Here is a 25294-nt window from a genome sequence, read left to right as displayed (position 1 = left end):
GCTCCTTTGGCACGGTCGACACGTCTCTTGCCGGCCACTCATAATTGTTTGCGCGCTTCCCCAAGTTGACCATTGTCAATTTCGCTGTGGAAATTCGCTGATAGTCAGGCCGGACTCTCTTGAACAGGAACTCCCGTGCGAACGTTGCCCTCCTTCCCCAGCTTGCGCAGTTTCCTTGACTGGTGCCGGGACGCCGATCAGTTTCTGACAGTTCCCGAACCTGTCTCTGTCCTTCATCAGATGACAGCGGTTCACCGCAACGTGCTGGAACGTGCGGGTCCGGTGTTGCAGTTCGATTGTCCGGTGATGGGCGCAGGTATCGCTTCAACAATGCCGGTTGTCGCAAACCTGTTCGGGACAACCGAACGCGTTTGCGCCGGGCTTGGGATTAAACCGGACGAACTGGACGAGATGGGCGCGTTTCTTGCAGCGCTTAAATCGCCGACGCCTCCGGACGGGGTGCGTGATGCTTTATCGCGCTGGCCGATGCTGAAAGCTGCCCTGGCGACACGGCCAAAGATCACAAAGTCCGCCCCGGTCCAACAGGTTGTTCTGGAAGAGACGGATATCGATCTGGCGTCCATACCGGTGCAGACCCATTGGCAGGGCGATGCGGCACCGCTTATGACCTGGCCGGTGGTCATCACCCGGCCGCACGGGTCCGATGCGGGCAATGTCTTGTCCTACAATGCGGGCATTTACCGCGCTCAGGTGTTGGACCGGGACAAACTGATCATGCGATGGTTGCCCCATCGCGGTGGCGCGGCCCATCACCGGAGCTGGGCGAAACGGGGCGAAAAAACCCCTGTCGCCGTTGTTCTGGGGGCAGACCCGGCCACGCTGCTGTCTGCGGCGCTGCCACTTCCCGAGACCGTGTCGGAAATGACCTTTGCGGGTGCGCTCAACGGGGCCCGCCCCCGCTTTGTCGCGGCCAGGTCGGTGCCCTTGATGGTTCCGGCCGAGGCCGAGATCATCCTCGAAGGTTGGGTGTCGCCGACGGATACAGCGCCGGAGGGGCCGTTCGGAGACCACACCGGATACTACAACCGGGCCGAGCCTTTCCCGGTCATGCAGGTCACGGCCGTTACCCATAGGCAAGACCCGCTTTATCTGTCCACCTATACCGGTCGCCCCCCGGATGAGCCCGCGATCATAGGCGAGGTTTTCAACCGTCTTGCGCTGCCCACCATTCGCGCGCAAATCCCCGAGATCCGCGACCTCTGGCTGCCGCCCGCCGCCTGTTCGTACCGCATGGCCGTTGTCAGTATCGACAAACGCTATCCCGGTCAGGCGCGCCGGGTGATGATGGCGCTGTGGGGGATGCTGCCGCAATTCAGCTATACCAAGATGATCGTGGTTGTGGATGACGACATCGACCCCGCAAACTGGGATGACATCGCCTGGGCGCTTGCCACGCGAATGGACCCGGGTCGGGATGTGATGACGCTGGAGAACACGCCGATGGACTATCTGGACTTCGCCTCTCCGCAACCGGGGTTAGCCGGAAAAATGGGCATCGACGCCACGACTAAAATCGAAAGCGAAACCACCCGAGAATGGGGAACCGTGATGAAAACGGCAGACAAAGACGCGGACTTTGCCGCCGATCTTGTTTCCCGTCTGATGAAAGGAGCGGCGTCATGAGCCAACACCGTGTGATCCTGGGCGTGGCCGGAGCCTCGGGTGCGGCACTCGGGATGTCGGTTGCGCGGCAATTGTCCGGATTGGACGTCGACATCGACCTTGTCACCAGCAACGCAGCCAAACGTACGCTTCTTGAAGAGTGTGGGGGGGATGCGTTTGAGACCCTCAGGGGATTGGCAACCCGCCACCATTCCATTGACAACATCGGCGCCAGCATTGCGTCGGGATCGGTCCCGGTGGCGGGGATGATCGTGGCACCATGTTCGATGCGGTCACTGGCGGCAATCGCGCATGGTCTGGATGACAACCTGTTGACCCGTGCGGCCAGCGTTCAACTCAAGGAACGCAGGCGTCTGGTCCTGCTGACCCGCGAAGCGCCGCTGACATTGGTACATCTTCGGAATATGACAACCGTCACCGAAATGGGCGCGATTGTCCTGCCGCCTGTACCGGCCTTCTATCTGAAACCGCAATGCGTGTCGGATATCGTCAACCAGATTGCCGCCCGCGCGATCGATCTATTGGGAGTATCCGCGCCGGTGGCAAATCAATGGGCCGAAGCGGGATTGATACCTGGCTCTAGTGCTGAGCCTTTGCGGTTCTGAACAGCAGCAGAAAAACAAACACCGAACCGATCGAGGTTGTCACGATCCCCACCGGCAACTCCTGTGGCGCCAGAAGAAGCCTGCTGAGAATGTCGGATCCCGTCAGCAAGGCCGCGCCCACAATTGCCGCGGTGGGCAGAAGCCGGTTGTGCAGCGGCCCGGCGATGCCGCGGGCAATATGAGGCACCATCAGGCCGACAAAGCCGATCACACCCGCGACCGAGACGAATACGGCGGTTGCAAGGGCCGCAGTGAAGAACATGCTGAACCGCAGGCCCTGAACCGGTACGCCCAGCGTTGCGGCGGTCAGGTCTCCGGTCAGCAGGGCGTCCAGCCAGCGGCTGCGATACAGCGAATAGGACAGGATCAGCAGCAGGCCGACGCAGACCAGCGGGAAGGTTTCCCAGCGAGCCAAACCCAGCCCGCCCAGCATCCAGAAGATCACCGAATGCGCAGCTCGGCTGTCGCCAGCGAAAATCAGATAATTGGTGATGGCCGAGAACAGGAAGGAAACCGCCAGACCGGCAAGGATCAGTTTTTCCGGTGCACTTGTGCGCAAGGCGTGCACCAGCGCAAGCACGATGCCCGACGCCACAAGGCCGCCGCAAAACGCCGCCAGCGGCAAGGTCCAGAAACCCAGAATATCACCAGTCACGGTGATGACGAACACGGCTCCGGCTGCCGCGCCCGAGGACAGACCAAACAGGAAGGGGTCGGCCAGATCGTTGCGCGTGGTGGTCTGCAGAACCACGCCGACAATCCCCAGCCCGGCACCGATCACTGCCGCGAACAGGGCGCGGGGCAGGCGCAGGTCGAACACGATCCGGTGCAGCGCGGACATCTCTCCGTCGATCATCCCGGTGCCCAACAAAACAGCGTTGAATGCGTCTGTCGCTGGAATGGATGTTGTTCCGTAGACGGTCGAAATCAGCAAAAGGGCGGTCAGAACGACCGCCCCCAGCACGAGCACAAGGCTCAATCTGTTCATATCAGTTGAGGCCCGGGTGCATGGCTTTTGCCATTTTCGAGATCGCCTCGATATTTGCCGGTCCAGGGGTCAGTTCCTCGTACCGCAGGCCGATCCAGCGCTCGTTTTTCACGGCGTCGGTTTGCGACATCACCGGATGTTCCTGCAGGAACTTGAACGTATCTTCTGCACCATTGCCGGTTTGATAGTCCAGCAGCACCAGGAATTCCGGGTTTGATGCGGCGACAGCCTCCCACGAGGTGCGGCCCCAGCTGGTATCCATGTCATGGGTGACGTTCTCGCCGCCAGCGGCCGCGATCATCGCATCAGGAATGGCGAATTTTCCGGCGGTGAAAGGGGCGTCGGCCGGACCATCCAGCAGGAAGACCCGCGGTTTGGCCAGATCGGCAGTCTGTGCTTCGATGGCCGCCAGATCCTTTTTCCAACCGCCGACCAGGGCTTCGGCCTTGTCGTCGACATGCATGACCTTGCCCAGACGCAGCACATCGTCGAACAACAGATTCATGCTGGCTTCGGGGCGATCCTTGTCCAGATGCACGCAGCTTTCGGTCAGGATCATGGTCTTGATGCCAAACGGCTCCAGCGTGTCGGGTGTCACGTCGCCGCCGGGTTTCATGCCGTAATACCAACCGGCGAAGAACAGGTCGGGTTCAGCCGCAACCAGATTTTCAACTGTCGGGTATTTCGGCGCAAGTTCGGGGATGTCACCGCGCAGGGTGTCGAATTCGGGGCTGGTCTTGTACCAGCCGGTGATGCCGGTCAGGCCCACGATCTTGTCCTGCAGGCCCAGGGCAAACGCCATGTCGGTCATGTTCATGTCATGAACGACCAGCCGTTCTGGTTGAGATTCGAAAACCAGCGGTTCGCCGCAATTGTCTACCGTCACTTCATGCGCGGAGGCGCTGCCTGCCATGGCGGTGATCAGGGCCGCAGACCAGATATGTTTCATTGGGGGGAGTTTCCTTAAGTTAGTTTGAAACGGGGGTTCTTCGGATATCCAGCGCCGGGATCACACGGCCTTCGTGCTGGAAACACAGGTAATCGACGCCAAACGTGTCGCGCACATGCGCAGGCGTCAGCACTTCGGCCACGGGGCCGAAACTGGTCAGACGTGTGGATTTCATCAGCGCCACGTGGGTGGCAAATTCGGGGATCATGACCAGATCGTGCACGATCATGACCACCGTGATGTCCAGTTCGGCCACCAGCGACAGCATTCGCCCCTTGGAGTCCGGGTCCAGATGGTTGGTTGGTTCATCCAGAAACAATAGCGACGGATTTTGTGCCAGGGCGCGGGCGATATGCGCGCGCTGGCGTTCGCCACCGGACAGCAAGGCCATCCGTTTGTCCGCCAGTGCGCCCAGCCCGGTCAGGTCCAGTATCCGGTCAAGCTCGACCGCGTGACCTTCGGCGGATCGGTCTGAGCGGATCGGAATCTGACCCAGCGCTACATAGTCTCGCAGCAGCAGCCGACCGTCCGGAAACTCCTGCTGGCTGACAACGGCGATCATGCGTGCACGGTCTTTGGACGACATCTGTTTCAGGCTTCGCCCATCGACAAGGACATCCCCCAGAACCATCTCGGCTGCACCGCACAAAAGGTTCAGAAGCGTTGTTTTCCCGGCCCCGTTCGGCCCGGCTATGGCCAAAATCGCACCCCTGTCCAGTTCGAAGGATGCGCCTTGTAGCAGGACATCGCCGTTGAGTGCGTAGTACTCGAGGCCACGCGCGACCAGAAACGCTGCGTTTGTCACGGGTGCACCTCCACGTTCAGACGGGGCATACGAGCCAAGGTTTTGTCGAACAATGCACGCGGACGGTCAGAAGCATTGGTCCAACCGTTCCCACTGTCGTGGAATTGCCCCGCAAACTGGGCCAGAGCATCAATATCCTGCGAGGATTTGACGTCACCAAACAGGTATTGCGCTTTGCCAACAGCCTGAAAGCCTACGGTTGTTGGTCGGTCACAACCAGCCATGCAGGAAACCATGCGTATGGAAAACCCGGATGGTAGCCGGTGCGTCAGCGCCTTTCGGATCGCATGCGCGGCGTCCGTGCCGTTGCAGGTCTCGCAAATCAGCAGGAAGTGTTCGGGATTGTTTGCCATTGCCCGCTCCGCTTAATGTCGAAGCGAGGTGGTGGAAATGTAATAACGTAACGTGTTCGTCACTTTACCTCCTTCCGGGACGCCCCGCCCCGGGTTGGTTGAAAACATGATGGCAGGTCTCCTGACTTGCGGGTCTTGGCTTGGCCATCCTTCCCGGCCTGTGGGCCAGTGGATTCATGGCTTCGCTCACCGCTTACAGTTGCGGGGGCAGTCACGGAGTTGGCGGACCTCACCGTATTCCCTTTTCATCCCCAATTGGGGGAACCATCATCAGATTGACTGCCCGAGATCGCCCAGTGCGTCAATATGAAAGTTTCATCCTGTTCGTTTGTTACCGGCCAGGCCTGAGGTAAAAGGGTGGCCAGTGAAGGACGTTGTTCGCAAAAACTGGCTGGAATGATCTTGGCAGGGAGATAAACTCAGAACATGCGACATTGGTTTCGCCTTGCACCGATTCTGGCGCTGAGCCTGTGCGGTTCTTCTGCGCTGGCGGCACCGGGGGCTGCTCTGGATTGGTCCGACTTGCCGGACCCGTCCGTTCAGGTCTTCGAAGACCCCTACCGCGATCTCACCCCGGAGCAGTTCGACGATGTGGTTTTCGTCGTGCGCCTGCGCGGCAGGCTGTATCAGGGTGTGGGCAGCTCCAATGAGCGGCTGAAATGGCAGGAGCTTCTGGTTGAAACCGAGGAGGCCCTGGCTGCGGATGGTATCGATATCGACTGGCTACTGGACCAGCGACTTGTCGTGGCCCAGCGCCGGGATCGCGCCGGTGCGGCCGGAAATCCTGAATTTGACGGTCAAACGGTGACGTTGGCGGGGTTTGCCATTCCGGCGCCGCCCGACGCCGACGGGCACCCCATTGCTTATCTGGTGCCTCAGCCTGGGATGTGCAGCCACTTGCCGCCGCCGCCGCCCAATCAGACGATCCGGGTACGGCTGAACGGCGACTGGGAGCCCGGTTACGTCCACGAGCCGGTCCGTCTGACGGGAAAGCTGACCATCGATCCGTCAGAGCAGAATATGATGGTGGTGGATGGATTGATGCCCATGCGCGCGACGTTCCGGCTGGAGGCCGATAGCGTCGAAACCCTGGAAACACAGGGCGGCAAGCTGGAGTGGACGCAGAGCATAGCCGATCGCTTCCGTGCTGCGGGCAACCGTAAAACCGGCGCGGGGAAGGCGTCTGAGTGACGGGATCACCGGATCGGCCCCACGAACTGCCTTGCCGATCGCCTCCTGAACAAATCCGCGCGGTAAAGGCTCTGGTCTGGGATTACGTGCCCGAAAACCGCACTTCGATCCACTTGCTGCGGCGCTGGTTTGGTAAAGGCAATTCGCACAGCCGTACCGCCCTGATCCGGCGCAAGGGCGTGGCGATGCGGGCGGTCAAAAGCGAGGGCGCGATGGGTCGGCGTGCTGTGATATTCCTGTGCCCGGGTTCGGTTCGCGCGCCAGATGGGTTCACGGCTTGCTCGAGGTGTACCGGGGAGCGGGCATGATAGCCGGGTTGTTGCGGTTTGAGTTCGCCGAATACAGCAACGCGGCGATTAATGTGGACCGGATCGGAGGGCGCTGAAATGGACCAACCTGCATTTTCGATCATCTTCCCGCCTGCAAGGCGGACAGGTTCGTGACTGAAACGCTCGACGGCGTGGGCGCCCAGAGGTTTGGGACGTTCGAGGTGACCTGCATCGACGATGGCTCGACCGACGGCGATCCGTTACGCGGCGCGTACAATCGGACGCTGGTGCCCGCGCTGGATCAACTGGACGCGCTGTTGCGCAAGACTTTTGTGGTCAATGGTCGGGGGCTGGTGCTCAGGACCGATGTTACCCGACGGGCCGGGGCTATGACGAAAGCCTGATTAAGGGCGGAAATTGGGAGTTCTGGTGTCGTGTGGCGCTGCTGGGGCCGTTTGCCGTGGTCGCGGGGCCACCTCTGCCGCAGTACCGTTAGGAGGTCAGAGGCACCAATCATCAGGCGCGCGGCTCACTACTTGCGCTCCGGGTGCCCAGCCTGCAGAAAGTGGCGGCCAATCCGGTCATACGGGAAAAATACGGGCCACGGCTGCGCCGCCTTCTGCGCGCCCGGCAGATCGACATTGTCGAGTTTGCCGGGGATAACGTTGTTCAACTCACCGTGATTGATACGCTGTTCGATGTCTCTCCGATTGTGCCGGCAACGGGTTCTTTCAGCGTGGTGCCCCGGTGGAGTTGCCCGACAATTGGCGTGTCGGCATTGGCGGAAAACCCGATGGCGTCGTGTCGGTTTGCCGCAATTTCGTCCCGATCCGTACGCTGGCAATTGCGAAATGCGAATGGCAGAGCACCAAGCGGCATAACCTGACATTTGTGCATGGTAGCGCGATCCCGGACGGGGCGCAGGTTCTGCTTGGGTGGCTATCCATTCCGCATAACGCACGCCCCTATGCCGAGGCCCCGCGACAGGCGGCGCATTGGGATACCCAGCAAAGGTCCAGTTGCGAATTCGCCCAGCCCTTTCGCGAAGGCCGCATCCGTCCGCGTAGTGGTCACCCCGAAGGTGGCCCGACGATCTGGCAGACCAATGTGCGGTTGGGTGACATTGGAGAAGGCTTTGGCAAGGCCGGGGCGACGGGATGACGGTTCTGCCGGACCTGAATCATGAGGCCTTGCGGGGTATCTCGTTGTGGCGCAGCACGCAGGGCGACGACGGCGTGCTGATCGGTGGCGTGGAATACTCGAACCCGGGGATATTTGGGTCGGTGTGGTGGAGCCTCGTGCAAATTGCCAATGCCTACGGTCCCGAGGACTGGGCCGCCTATGACTTTGCTCTGAGCGCCGCGAAGCTTGGGCATGTCATCAAGAACACTTGTGGTGATCCCATTCTGGGCGACGCGCTGATGGACGAGGCGGTTCAGGCCTGGCGCTGGGCGGAACAGGGCTTTCTGTCCGAAAAGCCCGGCGCGTGCGACCCCAAGGCGGAAGCCGTCAAATCTCAGGCGCGTGTGGCTGCGGCAGCGGTGCGTGCCGCGCCAGCGGGAATATGGACCCCAGCGATGTGTTCGAAGGCCACATCCCCTGTGTGCTGCGATCCGACAACCCGGCACGGGGTGCCAAAAAGAGGTATTATCCGCGCGTCCATGTCGAATACGTGCTGGCCGCGCGGGACGAAAAGTCGGCGGACCCCAAGATTGTTACGGCTATCGAAGGTTGGATTGGCTACCGCGCCAAGTGCGCCGATCGGATGGGGGGCCGATTTTGGCCTGCACAGTACTGACACCTAACCTTGGTCGCGCGGCTGGTTGCGGTTTGGACCCGGATCGAACTGGCGGGCTGGGGAATCCGTTCTGTGTCAAGCCGTTAACGGGGATCCGCCCCCTCAGATGGCGGATGCAATGGCCGACGGGATGTGGTTTGGACTGGGCTGCAATCCCTCCAACACCAGTTTCGTCCAGAGGCTGAGGTGCCGGGATTTCCCGGACCCGTTGATGCTGGACCTGGGCAGAGCTCCTCCGGTCCCGGGGCAAATCAGCTTTGGCCTAGAAGGCGGCAAGTTGCACCAGTGGGAACGGCCCTAGACCGCTGACGCGCTATTCCGGGCCGAACAGGGCGATTGGCCCATCCATGCGCAGATATTAGAACGCCTTAGCATCGCGATCTGTGCCGAACACGGGTTCAAGCCCAACGCGATGGAATGGCTGGTGGCCTGTGCGATGGTCTATCAGCCCAGCCCGGAACCTTCGCAATATCGTGCACTTGCGATGGAAGTCACGAAACGGCAGGGTTGAACGGGCCGTAAATCGCCCTTTATCACAAAGGTGTCGGCAACCCTTTCGCGCCCCAGCGGTCTTGGATATGACGGGTGGAACGCCGCGAAAGTCTTGCCTGCGTTGAACAATCGGGAGCGCATCTATGAAGTTTCGCCGTCCGGCCCTTGCCGCCATCCTCTGTGCGCTGCCTTTTGCGGCTGTGGCCGAAACCACGCAAGACGCGCCAGGCCTGATGGTCGAGCTGAATGCGGTGGAAGAGGTCGAAGGCGCCTGCCGCCTGACATTTCTGGTCGAAAACCAAACCAAAACGTCGATAGACAGCGCCAGTTATCAGGTGGTTATTTTTGATGCCGCGGGTGTTTTCGAACGGATCACCCTTTTCGGGTTTCGGGACCTGCCGGCAGAACGCCCCCGCGTGCGTCAGTTTGATATTCGGGGCACCACCTGCGAAAACATCGGGCGTGTTCTGATCAATGGCGTAAGCAGCTGTACTGTCGGCGGTGCTGACAGTGATATCTGTGACCAGACACCAACCTTGCACAGCCGAACCGAAGTGGAGCTTTTGGGATGAGTTTTCTTGACGCCCTGCGCGAAATCCTGGCCCTTGGCGGGCCGGTAGTCGCCATCCTGATAGCCATGTCCGTGGTGACGCTTGCGGTGACGCTTTACAAGCTCTGGCAATTTGCCGCTTCGGGTGTCGGACGGCACCGGGTGCTGTCACAGGCACTGGCGGCGTGGGATGCCGGTGATCAACAGACCGCCCGCGCGCGCCTGGCCAAAAGCCACAGTTATCTTGCGCCGCTGGTCGAAGTTGCGATGGACGCGCCGAATGCGCCCGGCCTGGATCAACGACTGGATGCCGAGGCCGGGTTGGCGCTGGCCGGGCTGGAACGCGGATTCCGCCTGCTGGATACGGTGGCGCAACTGGCGCCTTTGCTGGGTCTGTTCGGTACCGTTCTGGGCATGATCGAAGCGTTCCGCAGCCTGCAGACCGCCGGGTCTTCGGTTGACCCGTCGCTGTTGGCGGGCGGCATCTGGGTGGCACTGGTGACAACGGCCGTGGGTCTGGCGGTGGCGATGCCGACCTCGATGGTGCTGTCGTGGTTCGAAAGTCGCACCGCGCGCGAACGGGTGTTCGCAGACAAAGCCCTGCGCACGGTTCTGGTGCCGGGGCAGGCGATCCCGCTGGCCGAGGATGCGCACCCTATGGCGGCCACGCCCGGACATGCGTAACCCCGCACCCTTTGTCAGACGGCCCATGGCGATGACACCCCTCATCGACGTGATCTTTCTGCTGTTGCTGTTCTTTATGCTGACCTCGACCTTTTCGAAATACGGTGAGATCGAGCTCAGCAACGCCTCGGCTGGTGGCGCAACGACGGAAGCGCCACAAGACCGTGCGTTTGTCCAACTGGGCGCAGACCGGCTGGATCTGAACGGCACGCCTGTCACGCTGGAGGAATTGACTGCGCAGGTGACCACCGGGCAGGTGCTGGTCAGCCTCGATCCTGACACCACGGCGCAGCGGCTGGTGGACCTGCTGGTTCTGCTGCGCGGGCGCGAGGGCTTGAGCGTGCTGGTGCTGGAATGATCCGTCAAAGCCGCCCCCGCCGCAAACGCGACTCGACCATTGCGCTTATCAATGTCGTGTTTCTGATGCTGATCTTCTTTCTGATCGCGGGCACGGTGGCCACGCCGCTGGATCCCGATCTGAATTTGGTCGACACCTCTGAACTGGACGGGCGCGAGCCGCCGGATGCGTTGGTGCTGCACCGGGACGGCACGCTCAGCTTTCGCGGTGCGCCGATAGAGCCGGCAACTTATATGGCCGGGCGCGACCCCGCGCCGGTGCGGATCGTGCCAGATCGCGAAGCCTCGGGCGCGCGGCTGATCGAAGTGACCGGAGAGCTGCGCCGTTTGGGCGCGGCATCTGTGTTTGTTGTGACCGAGAAGGCGCTGGAATGATCCGGGGGTCCGTCGTCATCGCGGCCCTTGCCGCGCTGCTCTCTCTGGTTTTGCACCTGATGGGGCTAAGCCTGACCGCACCCAGATTGACCCAGCAGCCGGATGACGCAGGCCGGGCGGACTCGGTCGAGCTGAGCAACAGTTTCGAAGACCTAGTGGACACTATTGCCGAACCGGTTGAACCCGAACCACCCGAGGCCCCCGAGCCTGCTGTGGAAGAACCCCCGGAACCTGCGCCCGAACCCGCTGAGATTCCGACCAGCGAGGTGCATGTGGCCTCGGACGACCCGCAGAAGACCTTTGCACCTGATACCGGCACGTCCGAAATCCTGCAGCCGGTCGCACCCGAGCCGGTCGAGGCCGAGGCGCCTGAAACTCAGGACACCGCCGACGGCGACAAATCTGCAAGCGATGATGTGGAGGAGACCCCGCCGATTGAGGAAGCAGAGGTTGCCGAAGCGCCCGAAGGCAGCCCCGAGGCCACGGAGCCGGCAGAAGAAGCCCCGTCGGCACCTGAACCCACCGAAACCGAGCAGATCGCCGCCCTGCCGGAACCATCGGAAAACCCCGTGCCGTCGGTTGCTCCGGTCGTGCCCTCGGAGCGTGAGACGATCGAGGCTGATATCCCCGCCACTCCAGCTGAGCCATCTCCTGACACCGATGAAAACAGCGAGGAACCGGAGCAGGCGCTGACCTCTTCGATCCGGCCACGCCTGCCAGACCGGCGTTCGCAGCCAGACCCTCCGGTTACGCTGCGTGGGGCACGGGATTTCAGCGACCTGCAATATCCGACACGAGAGGTTGAGTCGCCTCTGACCACCTATCAGCGCCAGGGCAAGGATTTGTTCACCTCGGGCAGCAGCGGCACACGTTCGGGCGGGCGGGGTCCCGGAAACTCGGACAGAACCAACTATGCCGGGAAAGTTCTGGTGCATCTGAACCGCGCGCCGATCGTCTATACATCGGCGCGCGGCTTTGCAGTGGTGTTTTTCATGATCAATGCGGACGGAACTCTGGCCTATGTCGAAGTCGTGGATACCAATGGCTCACCGGATCTTGAACGGGCGGCCAGGGCGCAGGTCCAAGCAGCCTCTCCTTTCCCAAAACCACCCGGAGGCGTCAGCCGATCGCTATCTTTTGTCTATTCCAGCAAATGATCCACAGATGACTTACAGTTTCTCGAAAAACAGAATGACCTCGCCCAGCCGTACGCCATAGCGCGAAACATAGGCGCGGTTCAGCAGCCGGTCATCACTCAGCAACCACATCCAGTCGTCGAAATTCACCCGCATGGTGCCGTCCTTGACAGGCAGATCGATCTTGTATTTCCAGTTGAAAGTATCCCCACGTTCGATTCCGCTGGCGGTGCCCAACACGCCTGGAGCGGTGCCGGTCCAGCTGTTTTCGCCGGTTTTGGTCAGGGTCCAGATGCGTTGTTCGGTGGCGCCGTCGTCATAGACGAAATCCTCGACCAGCGTCAGGGTTTCCCCATCCCATGTGCCGTCGATTTCGACCGTAAAGCGACGGGGTACATTGCCCAGCACATCCTGAAACTGACCGTAGGCGACGGTTTTGCCCTCAAAGAACTCCTCAAGGTTCAGTTGCCGGTCGGACAGGAAGGTCTTGGGCACGCGCGGCTTCGCCGAACAGGCTGCCAGCGCGGCAAGCCCGATGACAGCGGGGACCAGGATCAGAAACCGGCGGGTGATCATTGCAATGTCCTCGTCTCCGCCGTGGCGTCATAGCCGTTCGAGCCGCTGACATGGGTGGACTTCACCTCGGGCACCGGGCGCATGGTGGCGACCAGCTCGGCCACCTTGAGGCCGAATTTGCGCATCTCGGACCGGTTCATGATCACGCCGTTTTCGGTCAGATACATCCAGTCGGTGACATCAAGCGTGTGCCCGCCCGCATCCATGGGCAGGATGATCCGATAGGTCAGTTTGACGGTCGACCCGGAAATGGTGCCGTGACCTTCACCCACGATATCTTCCGCCGTGGCGGTGAAGGTGTTGCCAGTGCCCAGTGTCAGATACCACTTGCGGGTCATCGTCTTGCCGTTGGAATAGGTGAAATACTCGGTCAGCGTGCCGGTGTTGCCGTCCCATTCCCCGACCATGCGGGCGACAAAGCTGTTCGACATCTTGCCATTGGGGCCATAGATCAGCCCTTCGGAGAGGATCTCACCGTTCAGGTTCTCCTTCATTTTGAACGCAGGCCCGCTGCCCGTGTAGTCCGATGGCGCTTGCGACCGGAAACTGAAAAACCGGCGCTGGGCGATGATCAGGACAAGGATGGTGAGCAGAAGGATAGCAACGACTGTCATTTGGCTGTGACCTCCGTAGGCAGCGTCAGAACGAGCCCGAACGCGCCGAGTTTCAGGATACAGGGCAGTACGGCATAGGCGAGGGTGAGTGTCCTCAACGCCTCCGCGGAATTCGCCTGCCCGGGCGTGAACCCGCTGCGCTCCAGCAGCGGCAGAGTGAAAAAAGCAGCCAGCGCAAGGCCAAGCTTGCCCGCGAAGGACCAGATGCCGAAAGCGGCGGAGGCGTTCAGCCCCGCGCGTGTCAGCACCACCGAGAACATGGCGGGCAGCACCACCATATCCGCGCCCAGCGCCGCGCCCGAAGTCAGGCAGATCAGGGCAAACCCGGTCAGGTTTCCGGCCGACAACATGGCTGCGCCGATGAAACCCGCAATCGAAAGCGGCATGGCGATCATCAGAGTCTGTTTCGGTCCAATTCGGTTGCTGAGCCTGGCCCAGAGCGGCACGCTTGCCCCGGCGCTGAGAAAGAACAGGATCAGCAGAGGCCCGGCCTTTCCGGGCAGCTGAAGCCGGTCTTCGACAAAGAACAGGAACAAAGTCGAGGTGATCGCCACCGGCAGGCTGTTGACCAGCGCCAGTAAGAGAAGCCGCAACGCTCCGGCTTGCCCGAGACCGGCAAAGGACAAGCTCTCACCGGTGATTGGAGCGCGGCGCCACATTGGCAGGGTCAGCGTCAGCGTCAGGATGGCGAGCGACCCCAGAAACAGGCCGAACGCCGGATAACCTTGCGCGCTGGCCCCGAAGGCAACGAACAGGGCGGGGGCGCTTGCGGCGAGGATAACGCCGGTCAATTGCCCACCTTCGCGCCATGCGGCCAGCGTCATCAGCTCTTTGGGGTCAGGGCGCTTGGCCAGCGTCGCGCTGCGACCATAAAGCAGGATTGTGCCAAGGCTATAGGCCGAGAACAAAAGAATCAAAACAGATACTAACACTGCAACATTGGCTCCATCGGACAAGCCAAACAGCAAGGGAAAACCGATCGCCAAGCCAATTGCAGCGGTGGCTGCAAACAGCACTTGGGCGTTTGGCCAACGGTCGATAGCCCAGCCAATCAGCGGGTCCTGCACCAGATCGACAAGTCGGATCACCAGCAGAACAGTGCCGATAACCCCCAACCCGATGCCCATATTGACGGCAGCAAAGCGCGGCAGGTGGATATACAGCGGGATACCCGCCGCAGCCAGCATCAGTGCATATAGACTGACCCTCGGATACAGCATCACTGCCCGCGCAATCTCTGCGTGAAGGCGGCGGAACGGGTGTTTTCACCCAAAAAGACAGACATGAAGCTGCGTTTGATGCCAGGATATGACATTGTGCAGGTCTTGCGCCCGTTCAGCCAGAAGGAAACCTTGTTCGGCCCCTCGGACACTGCCAGGTAACGATCTCCCTTTTTGACCGCCTTGAAACAAGTCTGAAGCTGATCGCGTACAGGTGCGGCGCGGCCAATGCGCTGCATTTCATCCAGTGTCGAATTGACCAACGCCTTTTGACTCAAGTTGCGACGATACTTCAGTTGCAGCCCGAAATCCTGATTCCAGCTGAACGCCTCACCACCCGGAGTGAACAACTGAGCGTCATACAGCGGCAGCCCCAGATAGCGAAAGGTCGCGGTGCCGCGCAGTTGCGGGTCGTCCAGTTCGGTCAAACCGGATGATGCCGCCAACCCGCCAGGGGCCAGCAGACAAAGGGACAGCAGCGCGGGACTCAGGATTTTAATAGTCTGCCGAGGCAGGGATGGCCGGATCTTTTGCAAGAATGCCATTGTCAGCTCCGAGTGTCTGCGGGGTGCCGTTCATGCGCTCGACAACATGCATCGCGCTGGCAATCCCGTCTTCGTGAAATCCATGCCGGTTATACGCACCGGCAAACCAGGTTCGGTTCTGTCCCTGCAACCCGCGGATTTGCCCTTGTGCTTTCAGGGCCGCTTTGTCGAACACTGGATGGGCAAATTCGACCTGATCATAGATTTTATCCGCGGGAATCTGTGACGACGCGTTCAGCGTTACGAACAGCGGATCGCTGTCCGGAATGTTCTGCAATCGGTTCATCCAATAGGTAACCCCGACGCTCCCTGCTTTCGAGCGGTAGGTCCAACTGGACCAACACGCCCGACGGCGGGGCATCTGGCTGGGATCGCAATGAAGGATGGCGGTGTTGGGTTGGTAACGAATAGACCCTAATGCGGCCTTTTCTGCATCCGTTGCCGCCGCGCCCAGAATGGCCAACGACTGGTCTGAATGGGTGGCGAGGATGATCTCGTCAAACAGGTCGGTCTGGCCTTGGCTGTGTACGGTCACGCCGGTTTCATCGCGCTGGATGCGGTCGACAGGAGACGCCAGCCGGATTTCGCTGCCACGACCGCGCAGCGCGGCGTCGATGCGGCGTACGTATTCAATGCTTCCGCCTTTGACAGTGTACCACTGATGCTGTTTGACCCGACCACTGGCCAGCAGTGCGTGGTTCTTGAAGAACTGAACCAGCGAACGCGCCGGGAACTGATCCACGAACTCTACCGGGGTGGACCAGATCGCACCGCACATCGGCATCAGGTAGTTGTGGCGGAACCAATTGCCCAAGCGCAGCTGGTCTACCAGTTCTCCGATTGTCGTGTCGTCATCCTGTGCGGCCTCGGGCGCCTCTTTGCTGAAGCGCAGGATGTCGGCGACCATCTTGTAATAGGCGGGACGCGCGAGGTTGCGTTTTTGCGCTGTCAGCGTGCGCAGGTTGTTCAGCCCGTATTCGATGCGACCATCGTCGATGGTCGCGCCAAAACTCATCTCGGATTTCGTGACCGGCACGTTCAACTCGTCGAACAACCGCGTCAGATAGGGGTAGGTGGCATAGTTGAACACGATGAACCCGGTATCAACGGGCTGATCCCCGTTCTTGCCGGCCATCACGGTGCGTGCGTGGCCCCCCAGTCTGGGCTCGGCCTCAAACACTGTCACATCGTTGTTTTCGGAAAGATAGTAAGCTGCCGACAGACCTGAGATCCCTGCACCTACTACTGCGATTTTCTTGCGTACGCCGCGGGTTTCGTCGAACATGCCATCCTCTTTGTGCGACATTTTACAATAGGATACGCAGTATATGCCGGGGTGGATCAATCAGATTAGAAGTTTTTCTCGGATGCACTACGTCGTGAGACTTGGTGATGTGATCCAGCCGTTTTGCCCAGCCGTAGTACTTGCACCACAACAGATATGGCCAGGGCATGAGCAGTTTTGACGGAAAAACCTTTTGGATTGTCGGCGCCAGCGAAGGGTTGGGTCGGGCGCTGGCCCAAGCGCTGAGCCGCGAGGGTGCACATCTGATCCTGTCCGCGCGCAATGCCGACCGTCTGGCCGGGATTTGCGCAGCGCTGCCCAATGCGCAAGCCATACCCTGTGATGTGACCGATCTGGACGCCGTGCGCCGTGCGGCGGTTGAGGCCGGAAAGGTGGACGGGCTGGTCTACAATGCCGGGGCCTATGAGCCGATGCGCTCGGGCGATTGGGATACCGAAGCCGTTTTGGCGATGACCGACGTGAACTATATCGGCGCGCTGCGGGTTCTGGGAGAGACGGTGCCGCGGTTTGTTCGCGCGGGCCGGGGGGATATCACGCTGATCGGGTCTCTGTCCGGCTATCGCGGGCTGCCTGCTGCAGTGGGATATGCCGCCAGCAAGGCGGCTTTGGTCTCGCTGGCTGAAACGATGCGGTTCGATCTGGCGGGCACCGGGGTGACGGTCAGGATCGTCAATCCGGGTTTCATCAAGACTCGTCTCACCGAGAAGAACAGTTTCAAAATGCCGATGCTGATGACCCCCGAAGATGCGGCAGGGCGGGTGGTCAAAGCAATGTCGCGCCGCCGCTTCCGCACCGATTTTCCGGCGCCGTTTTCCTGGGTGATACGATTGCTGGATTATCTTCCGGATTGGCTGGTTTATCGTAGCAAATAGACCCTAATAAAGGCATTTCTAACCAAATTGCCCTTGGCAGAACCAGCCCGCCGACATGGTGTTGCCATGACCGTAGAACAGCCACAGCCGCTCTCCCTGTTCGGTCACAACAACCCAGTAATCCCGTACACCGCTGCGCCAGTTGGGGTCATCCAGCCACCATTCCGGGGCGATCCGTTCCGGGCCAGTGGCCTGCGCGAGTTGCCAGTCGCGCCCGCGCCAGCGAAAGGTATTGGGCACGTCCGGGGTTTCCGGGGCCATCACCGGCTCGGGCTGCCACATCTGCAAGGGGCGCGGGCGCGGTGGGGCGGGCCAATCACGCGCGGGTTCGGACCATGCGGCGGCCAGCGTCTGCGCGGTTTTCTCGGGGATATGCGAGGCTGCCGGGTGGCGTCGGGTGATCGCGTCCAGCCCCACACGTGCGCCCAGCTTGCCGATCAGGTCGTCCACTGCGGTGTTGCCCTCCAAACGTTCGCGGGCCACGCGGCGAGCCTCGGCATGACCAGCCACCGTGCGGGCGTGGATGGGCTCAGACTGGATCGCCTCAAGCCGCAACATGTCGATGCCATAGCCCGCGTCGATCTTGTCAACCTTCATCTCTAACAAAGGGCGAATGCGGTGTTTGTCAAAGGACGGGCGGGCCAGGCCGACCTCGATGATCTCGGCTGCCTGGTCGGCGCGGTGCGCCTCAAGCCGCAGGGTGCGGACGCCGCGCCCTTTCTCTTCCAGCTTGGTGCAAAGCGTGGGTAGCACCCGGTCAATGGCGGCCATCACGTCTTCAACCAGTCCGATCGGGTTGGGCAGGGTTATCCGTACCGTAAAGTGATACGGCGGACGGGCGGGCGAGACCGGCTCGGGCGCGCTGCCCATGGCCTGATCCAGCCGCAGCACTAGCCCGCGCCCGAACCGTCGCGCCAAACTGGCACGCGGCTGGCCCAGCAGATCGCCGATCCGACGCAGACCCAGACGGTTCAGCTGCGCCACGGTCTGATCCTCCAGCCGCAGTGCCGCGATGGGCAGAGGGCTGAGCGCGCCATAGGACTGCCCCGGGGCTGCAATCCGCGCACCTCCGCCCAGGGCCATCACCTGCGGTGCGGCCCCGCCTTTGGTCCAGTGCCGCCGTTTGGTGGCACGGGCGCGGGTGGCACGAGCCTCTTGGCTTATGGCGTCGCCGTTGCGGTCGGACGTGGCTTCTTGTCCTGCGTATCGCGCCAGCGCCCAGGCCGCGCCCAGCGTGTCGGCGATGCCCATCTGTACGCTCAGGCCCATATCGGCGCAGTCAATCTCAAGGACGCTCAGCAACGCCTCTTCTCCACCGAACAAATGGGCGCAGCCAGACAGGTCAACGATCAGCCCGTCCGGCGATTCCTCGGCCACCCATGGGCTGAACTTGCCCGCCCAGCGGCGTAAGGCGGTCAGAAACGCGGCCTCGGCCGGGGCATTGCGAGGGCGCGTTACAAGGTTTGCACACATGGCATGAGCGTCGCGCACCGGCTGACCCGCGCGCAGACCCGCGGCTTGCGCATCCGCGTTCAGCGAGGTGATGACCTGCATGTTCGACTGCTCGGCCACCACGGCCAAAGGCCCATCCTGCAGGCCCCGCGCGGCGCGGACCAGCCGTTCAGCCCCCAGACGGGGGAACCACAGTGAGAGTATTCGGCGTTTGGGCATCGGCAGACATCAAAATGTTCCCATTTTGTTCTTATCGCAGAATCATGCCCTGAGTCCACGCTTACCCGCAGGTCAGGCGCTGAATGTTTCCGGCTCCGTTCACAAAAACATTAAGGCGGTCGATGCGATAATCCTGCGTGGCGATGTCATCCGGACCCAGAACGCGCGACCGTTCGGGCAACTGGGCCTGAATGGTCGAAACCGGCTGGCCAACAGAATCCGTAAAAGCTTCGCCCTGGCAAAAGGCCAGATCAACCGGTGCAGCTTCGGGGGAAAGGCGGACGTCTTCAGGCGGTGTCTCGGCACAGGCGGCCAGCAGGATCAGAATTGGAATAAAACGGCGCATTGGCGTTCCTCTTTGCGGCAATGTCGTTTCTGCAATATCAAATCATTAGCCGATCTGTCACCAAAGCGCAGTTGAAAACGCCCTGCGATTGACGCAGGGTCGGGTCAAAGATGACAGGGAGACAATGATCATGCGCACCCGTGCCGCCGTCGCCGTTCAGGCGGGCAAACCTTTGGAAGTGATGGATGTAAACCTCGAAGGCCCCAAGGCGGGTGAGGTTCTGGTGGAAATCAAGGCCACCGGCATCTGCCACACCGATGAATTCACCCTGTCGGGCGCCGACCCCGAAGGTCTGTTTCCGGCTATTCTGGGCCATGAAGGCGCAGGTGTTGTGGTCGAGGTCGGCCCGGGTGTAACCAGCCTGAAGCCCGGTGATCACGTGATCCCACTTTACACCCCAGAATGTCGTGAATGTGAATACTGTCTGCACCCCAAGACCAACCTGTGCCAGGCAATCCGAGAGACGCAGGGCAAGGGGCTGATGCCCGACGGGACGTCCCGGTTCTCGACGTTGGATGGCGATCCGATCCTGCATTACATGGGCTGCTCGACCTTCTCGAACCACACGGTCCTGCCCGAAATTGCGCTGGCCAAGGTGCGTGAGGACGCGCCGTTCGACAAGATCTGCTATATCGGCTGCGGCGTGACCACCGGCATCGGCGCGGTGATCAACACGGCCAAGGTGGAAATCGGCAGCCGGGCTATCGTGTTCGGTCTGGGCGGTATCGGCCTGAATGTGATCCAGGGCCTGCGCCTGGCCGGGGCGGATCAGATCGTCGGCGTTGACCTGAACCCGTCAAAGGTCGAAATGGCGACCAAGTTCGGCATGACCGATTTCGTAAACCCCAAAGAAGTCGAGGGCGATCTGGTCCCCTATCTGGTCAACCTGACCAAAGGCGGCGCGGATTACACATTCGACGCCACCGGCAACGTCGGCGTGATGCGCGATGCGCTGGAATCGGCGCATAAGGGTTGGGGTGAATCGATCATCATCGGCGTGGCACCTGCGGGGGCCGAGATCTCGACCCGTCCGTTCCAGCTGGTCACCGGCCGGTCTTGGCGTGGTACTGCGTTCGGTGGCGCCCGTGGTCGGACAGACGTGCCAAAGATCGTTGACTGGTACATGGAAGGGAAGATCGAGATCGACCCGATGATCACCCACACAATGGGTCTGGATGACATCAACCACGGCTTCGACCTGATGCATCGGGGTGAAAGCATCCGATCGGTTGTAGTCTACTAAGGCTCTAAATTAAGGATTTTTCGAAACGGCGCGCTAATTGGCGCGCCGTTTCATTTCCCTGGTCGGCTTGCGCCGGTGTCGGATCGTGGCGACCGTACACGCAGAACCGGAGTGTTGGCTGACGAAGTGTTTGCCCGGCTTTCACGCCATACGACAAACACACCCGATGCGATGATGATGCTGGCCCCGACAGCAACCCAGCCATCCGGACGTTCACCAAAAAAGATCATACCGAACAGAGTCGCCCAGATGATCTGGCTGTACTGGCTGGGGGCCACGACGCCCGCAGGGGCCGCACGGTAGGCAAGGATGATCAGATGTTGCGCGATCACAGAGAACACGCCGACCAGCGCCATCATCGCCAAATGCAAAAGGGATGGCGGTTGATAGACGGCGGGTTGTGCGATGCTCATCACTGCAATGGCCAGAAGCATCGGATAGAGGATCAGCACGGCCGAGCGTTCCTCATTTCCGATCTTGCGCACCAGGACCGAGCCGAAGGCGCTGCAGAAGGCAGCGGTCAGGGCGGCCATGTGCCCCAGCGTAATATCGGTAGCGCCGGGACGCAGGACGATTAGAACGCCGATCAGGCCAACGCCGACGGCGGCCCAGCGCTGGGCGCGGACGACCTCGCCCAGAATCGGGATCGACAACACCGTGACGATCAGCGGGAAGGAGAAAAGCAGTGAATAGACCTCTGCCAGCGGCAGGACCGAAAACGCATAGAAGGCGCAGACCATGGATGTTACCATCAGGGCCGAGCGCAGCAGAACCAGCCACGGGTGGTGCGGCAGGAAGTTCCCGGTCGTGCGGTCGGTCAGGATCGTCACCGCCATCGGCACAAAGGAAAACAGCGTGGCAAAAAAGATGATTTGCATCACCGAATAGGTGCCGCCCAGAATCTTGATCAGCGCGTCATGGCTGGCAAAGACCGCAAAGCCCGCAAACGCATAGCCAAGACCCCGGAGGGTGGTGTTCTGAGTGCTCATCGCTGTGGCCTCGGGTGATATGTCGGTGTGGTGGCACTATGCCGTTGCAGCGCAAAGGGGCTGTCTTGCCCCTGAGTAAACGCATTTCGCCAGCCCGGATAGCCCCTAATTTATCGCTAACATCGCAAAGCCGCCATGTTGTGAGATCAACGCAGAACCGGCGGCGCGTCCTTGGGTTGGCGCGCCGATTGCACGCCCGCCTTCATTCCCACTCCGATGCGCCGAGCCAGTGCGACCCACGGGGTTGCCGTTTCCGGCGGCAGTGTCCGGGTGGCGACCTCTTCGAACAGGTCCAGCCAATGGGCGAAGAGTTCGGGTTTCACGCCGGGCCGTTCGATATGAACACGCTGCGGATTGCCGTCATAGCTGCGTTCAAACAGGATGGCGTTGCGCCAGAAAGCGGCGATCTTTTCCTCATGCGCGGGCCAGTCGGTGACGTGGTTGGCAAAGACCGGACCCAGCACCGAGTCCTGCCGAACCCGGGCATAGAAGGCGCGGACCTGCGCGTTGATTTGGTCCGGGGTGGCCGGAAAGCGTGGAGGCAGGATGGGTCTGGTCATGTAGGTACCGAATTCGACTCTGTTCTGGGCCAATATCTGGTTGAGGGGTCAAGCGACAGGCGTGGTTTTGTCGCGCGGGTCCGGCGTCAGTAGATGTCGCAGCAGGGCCACCGGATGCGCCTTCAGGCTGAGGCGGGTGGCGACGTAGTCCTCGACCACCTGCTCGCCCAGTGTCATCTGTGGCAGATAGGCTTCGGGCTCGTCCAGCGCCTCGCCTTCCAGATCCTGCGAAAACAGCGGCAGGGGTTTGGCCGTCGCAATCGCCTTGGCCTGCCACAGCGCCTCGCGCCGGGTCAGGCCGCAGGCGGTGAAGGCATCGGCCTCGGCCAGCCGCTCGATCACCGATGGCCCCAGGCCGGCACGGCGCCAGACGTCATCGACCTGATGGTAACCGTTGCCGCGCGCGGCGGTCAGCCAGCTGGCGTCTTCCTCACTGAGGCCTTTGATCTGGCGGAACCCCAGCCGCAGGGCCAGCCCGCCCTGGCCGTCGGGTTCCATCACATTGTCCCAGAAGCTGGCATTGATGCAGACCGGGCGCACCTGCACCCCGTGTTCCCGTGCATCGCGGACGATCTGGGCCGGTGCGTAGAACCCCATCGGCTGCGAATTCAGCAACGCGCAGGCGAAGATGCCCGGGTGATGGCATTTGATCCAGGCCGAGGCATAGACCAGCAACGCAAAGCTGGCCGCGTGGCTTTCGGGGAAACCGTAAGAGCCGAAGCCCTCAATCTGTGAAAAACACCGCTCGGCGAAATCCTGTTCATACCCGTTGCGCTTCATACCGCGTAAGAAAAGCGCGCGGAATTCGCTGACATTGCCGTGCTTCTTGAAGGTTGCCAGAGACCGCCGCAATCGGTCGGCCTGTTCCGGGGTGAAGCCCGCGCCGACAATGGCGATCTGCATCGCCTGTTCCTGAAACAGGGGCACGCCCAGCGTTTTGCCCAGCACCTCACCCAGCTCATCCGACGGGAAGCTGACCTCCTCCTCCCCATTCCGTCGCCGGATATAGGGGTGGACCATGTCACCCTGAATGGGGCCGGGTCGGATGATGGCGACCTCGATCACCAGATCATAGAAATTGCGCGGTCGCATCCGAGGCAGGAAGTTCATTTGCGCCCGGCTTTCCACCTGAAACACACCCACCGAGTCCGCCTTGCAGAGCATGTCATAGACCACCGGGTCCTCGGGCGGCAGAGCGGCCAGCGTATAGCTGGTTTGGTGATGTTGCCCGATCAGATCAAAGGCCTTGCGGATACAAGTCAACATCCCAAGGCTGAGCACATCAACCTTGAGAATGCCCAGACTGTCGATGTCGTCCTTGTCCCAGCAGATAACAGTGCGGTCCTCCATCGTGGCGTTTTCGATGGGGACCAGTTCGTCCAAGCGCTCCTCGGTGACGATGAAACCGCCGACGTGCTGGGACAGGTGACGGGGGAAGCCGTCGATCTGATAAACCAGCATTAGAGTCTGTTTCAGCCGTCGATCCTCGGGATCGAGGCCAATCTCGCGCATGCGCTGGGCTTCAAGCCCTGAGGCTGAGAAGAACCCCCAAAGCTGCGAGGACAACGCCGAAATGGTATCTTCGGTCAGACCCATGGCGCGCCCGACCTCGCGAATGGCGCGCTTGCCGCGATAATGTACGACCGTGGCGCACAGCCCCGCGCGTTCGCGGCCATAGCGGTCATAGATATGCTGGATCACCTCTTCGCGGCGTTCATGTTCGAAATCGACGTCGATATCAGGTGGCTCGTCGCGCGCTTCCGAGACGAAGCGTTCGAAGACCATGGTGCCCATCTCGGGGCTAACCTCGGTGATGCCGAGGCAGAAACAGACGACGGAGTTGGCCGCCGAGCCGCGCCCCTGACACAGGATGCCGCGCGAGCGGGCGAAATGGACGATGTCGCGCACGGTGAGGAAATAGGGTTCGTATTTCAGCTTGCCGATCAGGGTGAGCTCATGCGCCAGCATCTTTTGCGCCTTTTGGGACGCGCCCGCCGGGTAACGCCATTTCAACCCCTCATGCGCCAGACGGTGCAAACGTTCGGTGGGGGTTTCCTGTTCGCTGCCCTCGCTGGGGTATTCATAGCGCAGCTCGTCCAGCGAGAAGGTGAGCTGTTCGCTGAGTTCATGCGCGCGGGCGACGGCCCCCTCATAGCCTTTGAAGATGCGCAACATCTCGGCCTCGGACCGCAGGCGTTGTTCGCCATTGGCCAGCGCCTCGCGGCCTAGGTCGTCGACCTTGCGGCGCAGGCGGATGGCGGTCAGGACGTCGGCCAGCTTGCGGCGGCCCCCGTGATGCATCAGCGGCGTGGCGCTGGCGAGGGTGGGGATGTCGAGTTGCTGTGCTTCAGTCTCTAATAAAGAGAAATATCCACTATCCGCGCCATCATACCGGGGATGCATCAACAAGTGCATCCGCCCGGCAAAGCGGCGCGTCAGTTGTTGCGCCTGTGTCCGCCACACGCTCGCGCCGCTCGGAGACCGGGTCGCTTGTGGCCAGAGCAGCAGGTGAAGGCCGTCGGAGAATTCCATCAGGTCCGACAGATACAGGATACAGTCGCCTTTCTCGGCGCGCAGGCGGCCTTTGGAGAGGATGCGGCAGAGGTTACCCCAGCCCTGCCGGTTCTGCGGCAGGGCGGTGACAGTGGGCGCGTCGGTGAAGATCAGCCGCGCCGCCGGGATCAGGCGCGGCACCGCGTGGACAGGGTACGAGGGCGGTTTGGGGATGTGGTCGGGGCAGGGCGGGCCTAGGGAGGTGTTCTGCGCCTCCCATTCCAGCCTTTCGCGGACCTTGCGGGCGATCTCGCGCCCCTGGGTATGGGCGCGGACAATCCCGGCAACCGAGTTGTCATCAGCGATGGCAATGGCGGGTAGGCCCAGGGTGACGGCGCGCTCCATGTACTCCTCGGGGTGCGAGGCCCCGGTGAGGAAGGTGAAGTTCGACGTGATCGACATCTCGGCATACATGGCGATTCCATATTATATTCACGTTTTGTTCTTTTTCGAGTCCTTTGCTGAGATTGAAGGGAAGCCCGATTTCCCAAATGGCGACTGCCGACCGAAACACCGTCAATTGCAATGCGTGTACGCTGGCGTTCTTAGGGGCAGCTTGACCCAGACAGTGGCTGCCGGGAAAGACGGCGGGAATTGTGCTAT

General features: G+C 61.2%; 29 protein-coding genes and 1 riboswitch. Of the genes, 14 read left to right on the top strand and 15 right to left on the bottom strand.

Features of this window, described 5'->3' with window-relative positions; translation table 11 throughout:
• Window positions 1-135 precede the first annotated feature (135 nt).
• Together AC2FEE_RS09685 and AC2FEE_RS09680 are read left to right on the top strand one after the other, a co-directional pair.
• Window positions 136-1644, top strand: coding sequence for a UbiD family decarboxylase (locus tag AC2FEE_RS09685; protein WP_496864742.1), 1509 nt, complete (start codon window positions 136-138; stop codon window positions 1642-1644).
• Entirely contained in the window at window positions 1641-2249 is a 609-nt protein-coding gene (locus AC2FEE_RS09680) for a UbiX family flavin prenyltransferase (RefSeq protein WP_496864741.1), read from the top strand. Before AC2FEE_RS09685 ends, AC2FEE_RS09680 begins: the two co-directional genes overlap by 4 nt.
• On the opposite strand, the gene AC2FEE_RS09675 is transcribed toward AC2FEE_RS09680, so the two are convergent.
• Genes AC2FEE_RS09675 through AC2FEE_RS09660 form a run of 4 tightly spaced genes read right to left on the bottom strand, consistent with a single transcriptional unit; the run spans window position 2224 to window position 5344 of the window.
• Window positions 2224-3237 (bottom strand): FecCD family ABC transporter permease, encoded by a 1014-nt coding sequence (locus tag AC2FEE_RS09675; protein ID WP_496864740.1) that lies wholly within the window; start codon window positions 3235-3237, stop codon window positions 2224-2226. The genes AC2FEE_RS09680 and AC2FEE_RS09675 overlap by 26 nt on opposite strands.
• 1 nt (window position 3238) lies before the next feature.
• A complete protein-coding gene (locus tag AC2FEE_RS09670; protein WP_496864739.1) occupies window positions 3239-4186 on the bottom strand; it encodes an ABC transporter substrate-binding protein in 948 nt (315 codons plus the stop codon).
• 19 nt (window positions 4187-4205) lie between these two features.
• Window positions 4206-4991: an ABC transporter ATP-binding protein gene (locus AC2FEE_RS09665; protein WP_496864738.1), complete on the bottom strand. Its 786-nt coding sequence runs from the start codon at window positions 4989-4991 to the stop codon at window positions 4206-4208.
• The gene (locus AC2FEE_RS09660) at window positions 4988-5344 is read right to left on the bottom strand and encodes a DUF1636 family protein (protein WP_496864737.1); all 357 of its coding nucleotides are present in this window, start codon (window positions 5342-5344) and stop codon (window positions 4988-4990) included. Before AC2FEE_RS09660 ends, AC2FEE_RS09665 begins: the two co-directional genes overlap by 4 nt.
• Window positions 5345-5438: 94 nt before the next feature.
• Window positions 5439-5628, bottom strand: a riboswitch (cobalamin riboswitch).
• Window positions 5629-5770: 142 nt separating this feature from the next.
• Between AC2FEE_RS09660 and AC2FEE_RS09655 the strand changes: the two genes are divergently transcribed.
• The 3 genes from AC2FEE_RS09655 to AC2FEE_RS09645 all read left to right on the top strand — a co-directional run bounded on the left by AC2FEE_RS09655 (window position 5771) and on the right by AC2FEE_RS09645 (window position 7208).
• Window positions 5771-6535 carry a DUF3299 domain-containing protein gene (locus AC2FEE_RS09655; protein WP_496864735.1) on the top strand — a complete coding sequence of 255 codons (765 nt, stop codon included), beginning with the start codon at window positions 5771-5773 and terminating at the stop codon, window positions 6533-6535.
• Window positions 6532-6843 carry a hypothetical protein gene (locus AC2FEE_RS09650; RefSeq protein WP_496864733.1) on the top strand — a complete coding sequence of 104 codons (312 nt, stop codon included), beginning with the start codon at window positions 6532-6534 and terminating at the stop codon, window positions 6841-6843. The genes AC2FEE_RS09655 and AC2FEE_RS09650 overlap by 4 nt, the downstream gene beginning before the upstream one ends.
• Window positions 6844-6974: 131 nt before the next feature.
• Window positions 6975-7208, top strand: coding sequence for a hypothetical protein (locus AC2FEE_RS09645; protein WP_496864732.1), 234 nt, complete (start codon window positions 6975-6977; stop codon window positions 7206-7208).
• Between the two features lie 128 nt (window positions 7209-7336).
• Here AC2FEE_RS09645 and AC2FEE_RS09640 read toward each other — a convergent pair whose 3' ends face one another.
• Window positions 7337-7477 carry a hypothetical protein gene (locus tag AC2FEE_RS09640; RefSeq protein ID WP_496864731.1) on the bottom strand — a complete coding sequence of 47 codons (141 nt, stop codon included), beginning with the start codon at window positions 7475-7477 and terminating at the stop codon, window positions 7337-7339.
• A 74-nt stretch (window positions 7478-7551) separates the two neighbouring features.
• On the opposite strand from AC2FEE_RS09640, the gene AC2FEE_RS09635 reads away from it, so the two are divergent.
• The 7 genes from AC2FEE_RS09635 to AC2FEE_RS09605 all read left to right on the top strand — a co-directional run bounded on the left by AC2FEE_RS09635 (window position 7552) and on the right by AC2FEE_RS09605 (window position 12217).
• Complete coding sequence (locus AC2FEE_RS09635) at window positions 7552-7965, top strand: hypothetical protein (protein ID WP_496864729.1); 414 nt, start codon at window positions 7552-7554, stop codon at window positions 7963-7965.
• The gene (locus AC2FEE_RS09630; RefSeq protein ID WP_496864727.1) at window positions 7962-8609 is read left to right on the top strand and encodes a hypothetical protein; all 648 of its coding nucleotides are present in this window, start codon (window positions 7962-7964) and stop codon (window positions 8607-8609) included. The genes AC2FEE_RS09635 and AC2FEE_RS09630 overlap by 4 nt, the downstream gene beginning before the upstream one ends.
• A gap of 628 nt (window positions 8610-9237) precedes the next feature.
• A complete protein-coding gene (locus AC2FEE_RS09625) occupies window positions 9238-9666 on the top strand; it encodes a hypothetical protein (protein WP_496864726.1) in 429 nt (142 codons plus the stop codon).
• Entirely contained in the window at window positions 9663-10328 is a 666-nt protein-coding gene (locus AC2FEE_RS09620) for a MotA/TolQ/ExbB proton channel family protein (protein WP_496864725.1), read from the top strand. The genes AC2FEE_RS09625 and AC2FEE_RS09620 overlap by 4 nt, the downstream gene beginning before the upstream one ends.
• 31 nt (window positions 10329-10359) lie before the next feature.
• Window positions 10360-10686 (top strand): ExbD/TolR family protein, encoded by a 327-nt coding sequence (locus tag AC2FEE_RS09615; RefSeq protein WP_496864724.1) that lies wholly within the window; start codon window positions 10360-10362, stop codon window positions 10684-10686.
• Window positions 10683-11060: an ExbD/TolR family protein gene (locus tag AC2FEE_RS09610; RefSeq protein ID WP_496864722.1), complete on the top strand. Its 378-nt coding sequence runs from the start codon at window positions 10683-10685 to the stop codon at window positions 11058-11060. Before AC2FEE_RS09615 ends, AC2FEE_RS09610 begins: the two co-directional genes overlap by 4 nt.
• The gene (locus AC2FEE_RS09605) at window positions 11057-12217 is read left to right on the top strand and encodes a TonB family protein (RefSeq protein WP_496864721.1); all 1161 of its coding nucleotides are present in this window, start codon (window positions 11057-11059) and stop codon (window positions 12215-12217) included. The genes AC2FEE_RS09610 and AC2FEE_RS09605 overlap by 4 nt, the downstream gene beginning before the upstream one ends.
• A gap of 12 nt (window positions 12218-12229) precedes the next feature.
• Here AC2FEE_RS09605 and AC2FEE_RS09600 read toward each other — a convergent pair whose 3' ends face one another.
• The 5 genes from AC2FEE_RS09600 to AC2FEE_RS09580 are packed head-to-tail and all read right to left on the bottom strand — an operon-like array spanning window position 12230 to window position 16436.
• Window positions 12230-12772, bottom strand: coding sequence for a DUF3833 domain-containing protein (locus tag AC2FEE_RS09600; RefSeq protein ID WP_496864720.1), 543 nt, complete (start codon window positions 12770-12772; stop codon window positions 12230-12232).
• On the bottom strand, window positions 12769-13386 hold the full coding sequence (locus tag AC2FEE_RS09595) for a DUF3833 domain-containing protein (RefSeq protein WP_496864719.1): 618 nt from the start codon (window positions 13384-13386) through the stop codon (window positions 12769-12771). Before AC2FEE_RS09595 ends, AC2FEE_RS09600 begins: the two co-directional genes overlap by 4 nt.
• Window positions 13383-14606 carry an MFS transporter gene (locus AC2FEE_RS09590; RefSeq protein WP_496864718.1) on the bottom strand — a complete coding sequence of 408 codons (1224 nt, stop codon included), beginning with the start codon at window positions 14604-14606 and terminating at the stop codon, window positions 13383-13385. Before AC2FEE_RS09590 ends, AC2FEE_RS09595 begins: the two co-directional genes overlap by 4 nt.
• Window positions 14606-15151 (bottom strand): hypothetical protein, encoded by a 546-nt coding sequence (locus AC2FEE_RS09585; RefSeq protein ID WP_496864716.1) that lies wholly within the window; start codon window positions 15149-15151, stop codon window positions 14606-14608. Before AC2FEE_RS09585 ends, AC2FEE_RS09590 begins: the two co-directional genes overlap by 1 nt.
• A complete protein-coding gene (locus AC2FEE_RS09580; RefSeq protein ID WP_496864950.1) occupies window positions 15102-16436 on the bottom strand; it encodes an NAD(P)/FAD-dependent oxidoreductase in 1335 nt (444 codons plus the stop codon). The genes AC2FEE_RS09585 and AC2FEE_RS09580 overlap by 50 nt, the downstream gene beginning before the upstream one ends.
• Before the next feature lie 167 nt (window positions 16437-16603).
• On the opposite strand from AC2FEE_RS09580, the gene AC2FEE_RS09575 reads away from it, so the two are divergent.
• Window positions 16604-17329, top strand: coding sequence for an SDR family NAD(P)-dependent oxidoreductase (locus tag AC2FEE_RS09575; RefSeq protein ID WP_496864715.1), 726 nt, complete (start codon window positions 16604-16606; stop codon window positions 17327-17329).
• Between the two features lie 18 nt (window positions 17330-17347).
• Here the strand turns inward: AC2FEE_RS09575 and AC2FEE_RS09570 are convergent, their stop codons facing one another.
• Together AC2FEE_RS09570 and AC2FEE_RS09565 are read right to left on the bottom strand one after the other, a co-directional pair.
• Entirely contained in the window at window positions 17348-19000 is a 1653-nt protein-coding gene (locus tag AC2FEE_RS09570; RefSeq protein ID WP_496864714.1) for a DUF6504 family protein, read from the bottom strand.
• 61 nt (window positions 19001-19061) lie between these two features.
• On the bottom strand, window positions 19062-19346 hold the full coding sequence (locus AC2FEE_RS09565; protein WP_496864713.1) for an I78 family peptidase inhibitor: 285 nt from the start codon (window positions 19344-19346) through the stop codon (window positions 19062-19064).
• Window positions 19347-19476: 130 nt separating this feature from the next.
• On the opposite strand from AC2FEE_RS09565, the gene AC2FEE_RS09560 reads away from it, so the two are divergent.
• Complete coding sequence (locus AC2FEE_RS09560) at window positions 19477-20589, top strand: S-(hydroxymethyl)glutathione dehydrogenase/class III alcohol dehydrogenase (RefSeq protein ID WP_480664907.1); 1113 nt, start codon at window positions 19477-19479, stop codon at window positions 20587-20589.
• Window positions 20590-20639: 50 nt separating this feature from the next.
• Here the strand turns inward: AC2FEE_RS09560 and AC2FEE_RS09555 are convergent, their stop codons facing one another.
• The 3 genes from AC2FEE_RS09555 to AC2FEE_RS09545 form a co-directional block, all read right to left on the bottom strand.
• Window positions 20640-21578, bottom strand: a complete 939-nt coding sequence (locus AC2FEE_RS09555; protein WP_496864711.1) for a DMT family transporter — start codon at window positions 21576-21578, stop codon at window positions 20640-20642.
• A gap of 146 nt (window positions 21579-21724) precedes the next feature.
• The gene (locus tag AC2FEE_RS09550; RefSeq protein ID WP_496864709.1) at window positions 21725-22138 is read right to left on the bottom strand and encodes a group III truncated hemoglobin; all 414 of its coding nucleotides are present in this window, start codon (window positions 22136-22138) and stop codon (window positions 21725-21727) included.
• A gap of 48 nt (window positions 22139-22186) precedes the next feature.
• Complete coding sequence (locus tag AC2FEE_RS09545) at window positions 22187-25105, bottom strand: error-prone DNA polymerase (protein WP_496864707.1); 2919 nt, start codon at window positions 25103-25105, stop codon at window positions 22187-22189.
• Between the last annotated feature and the right edge of the window lie 189 nt (window positions 25106-25294).

It is taken from the genome of Ruegeria sp. YTSC199 (assembly GCF_059609725.1).
This window is presented reverse-complemented; position numbering and strand designations above follow the sequence as displayed.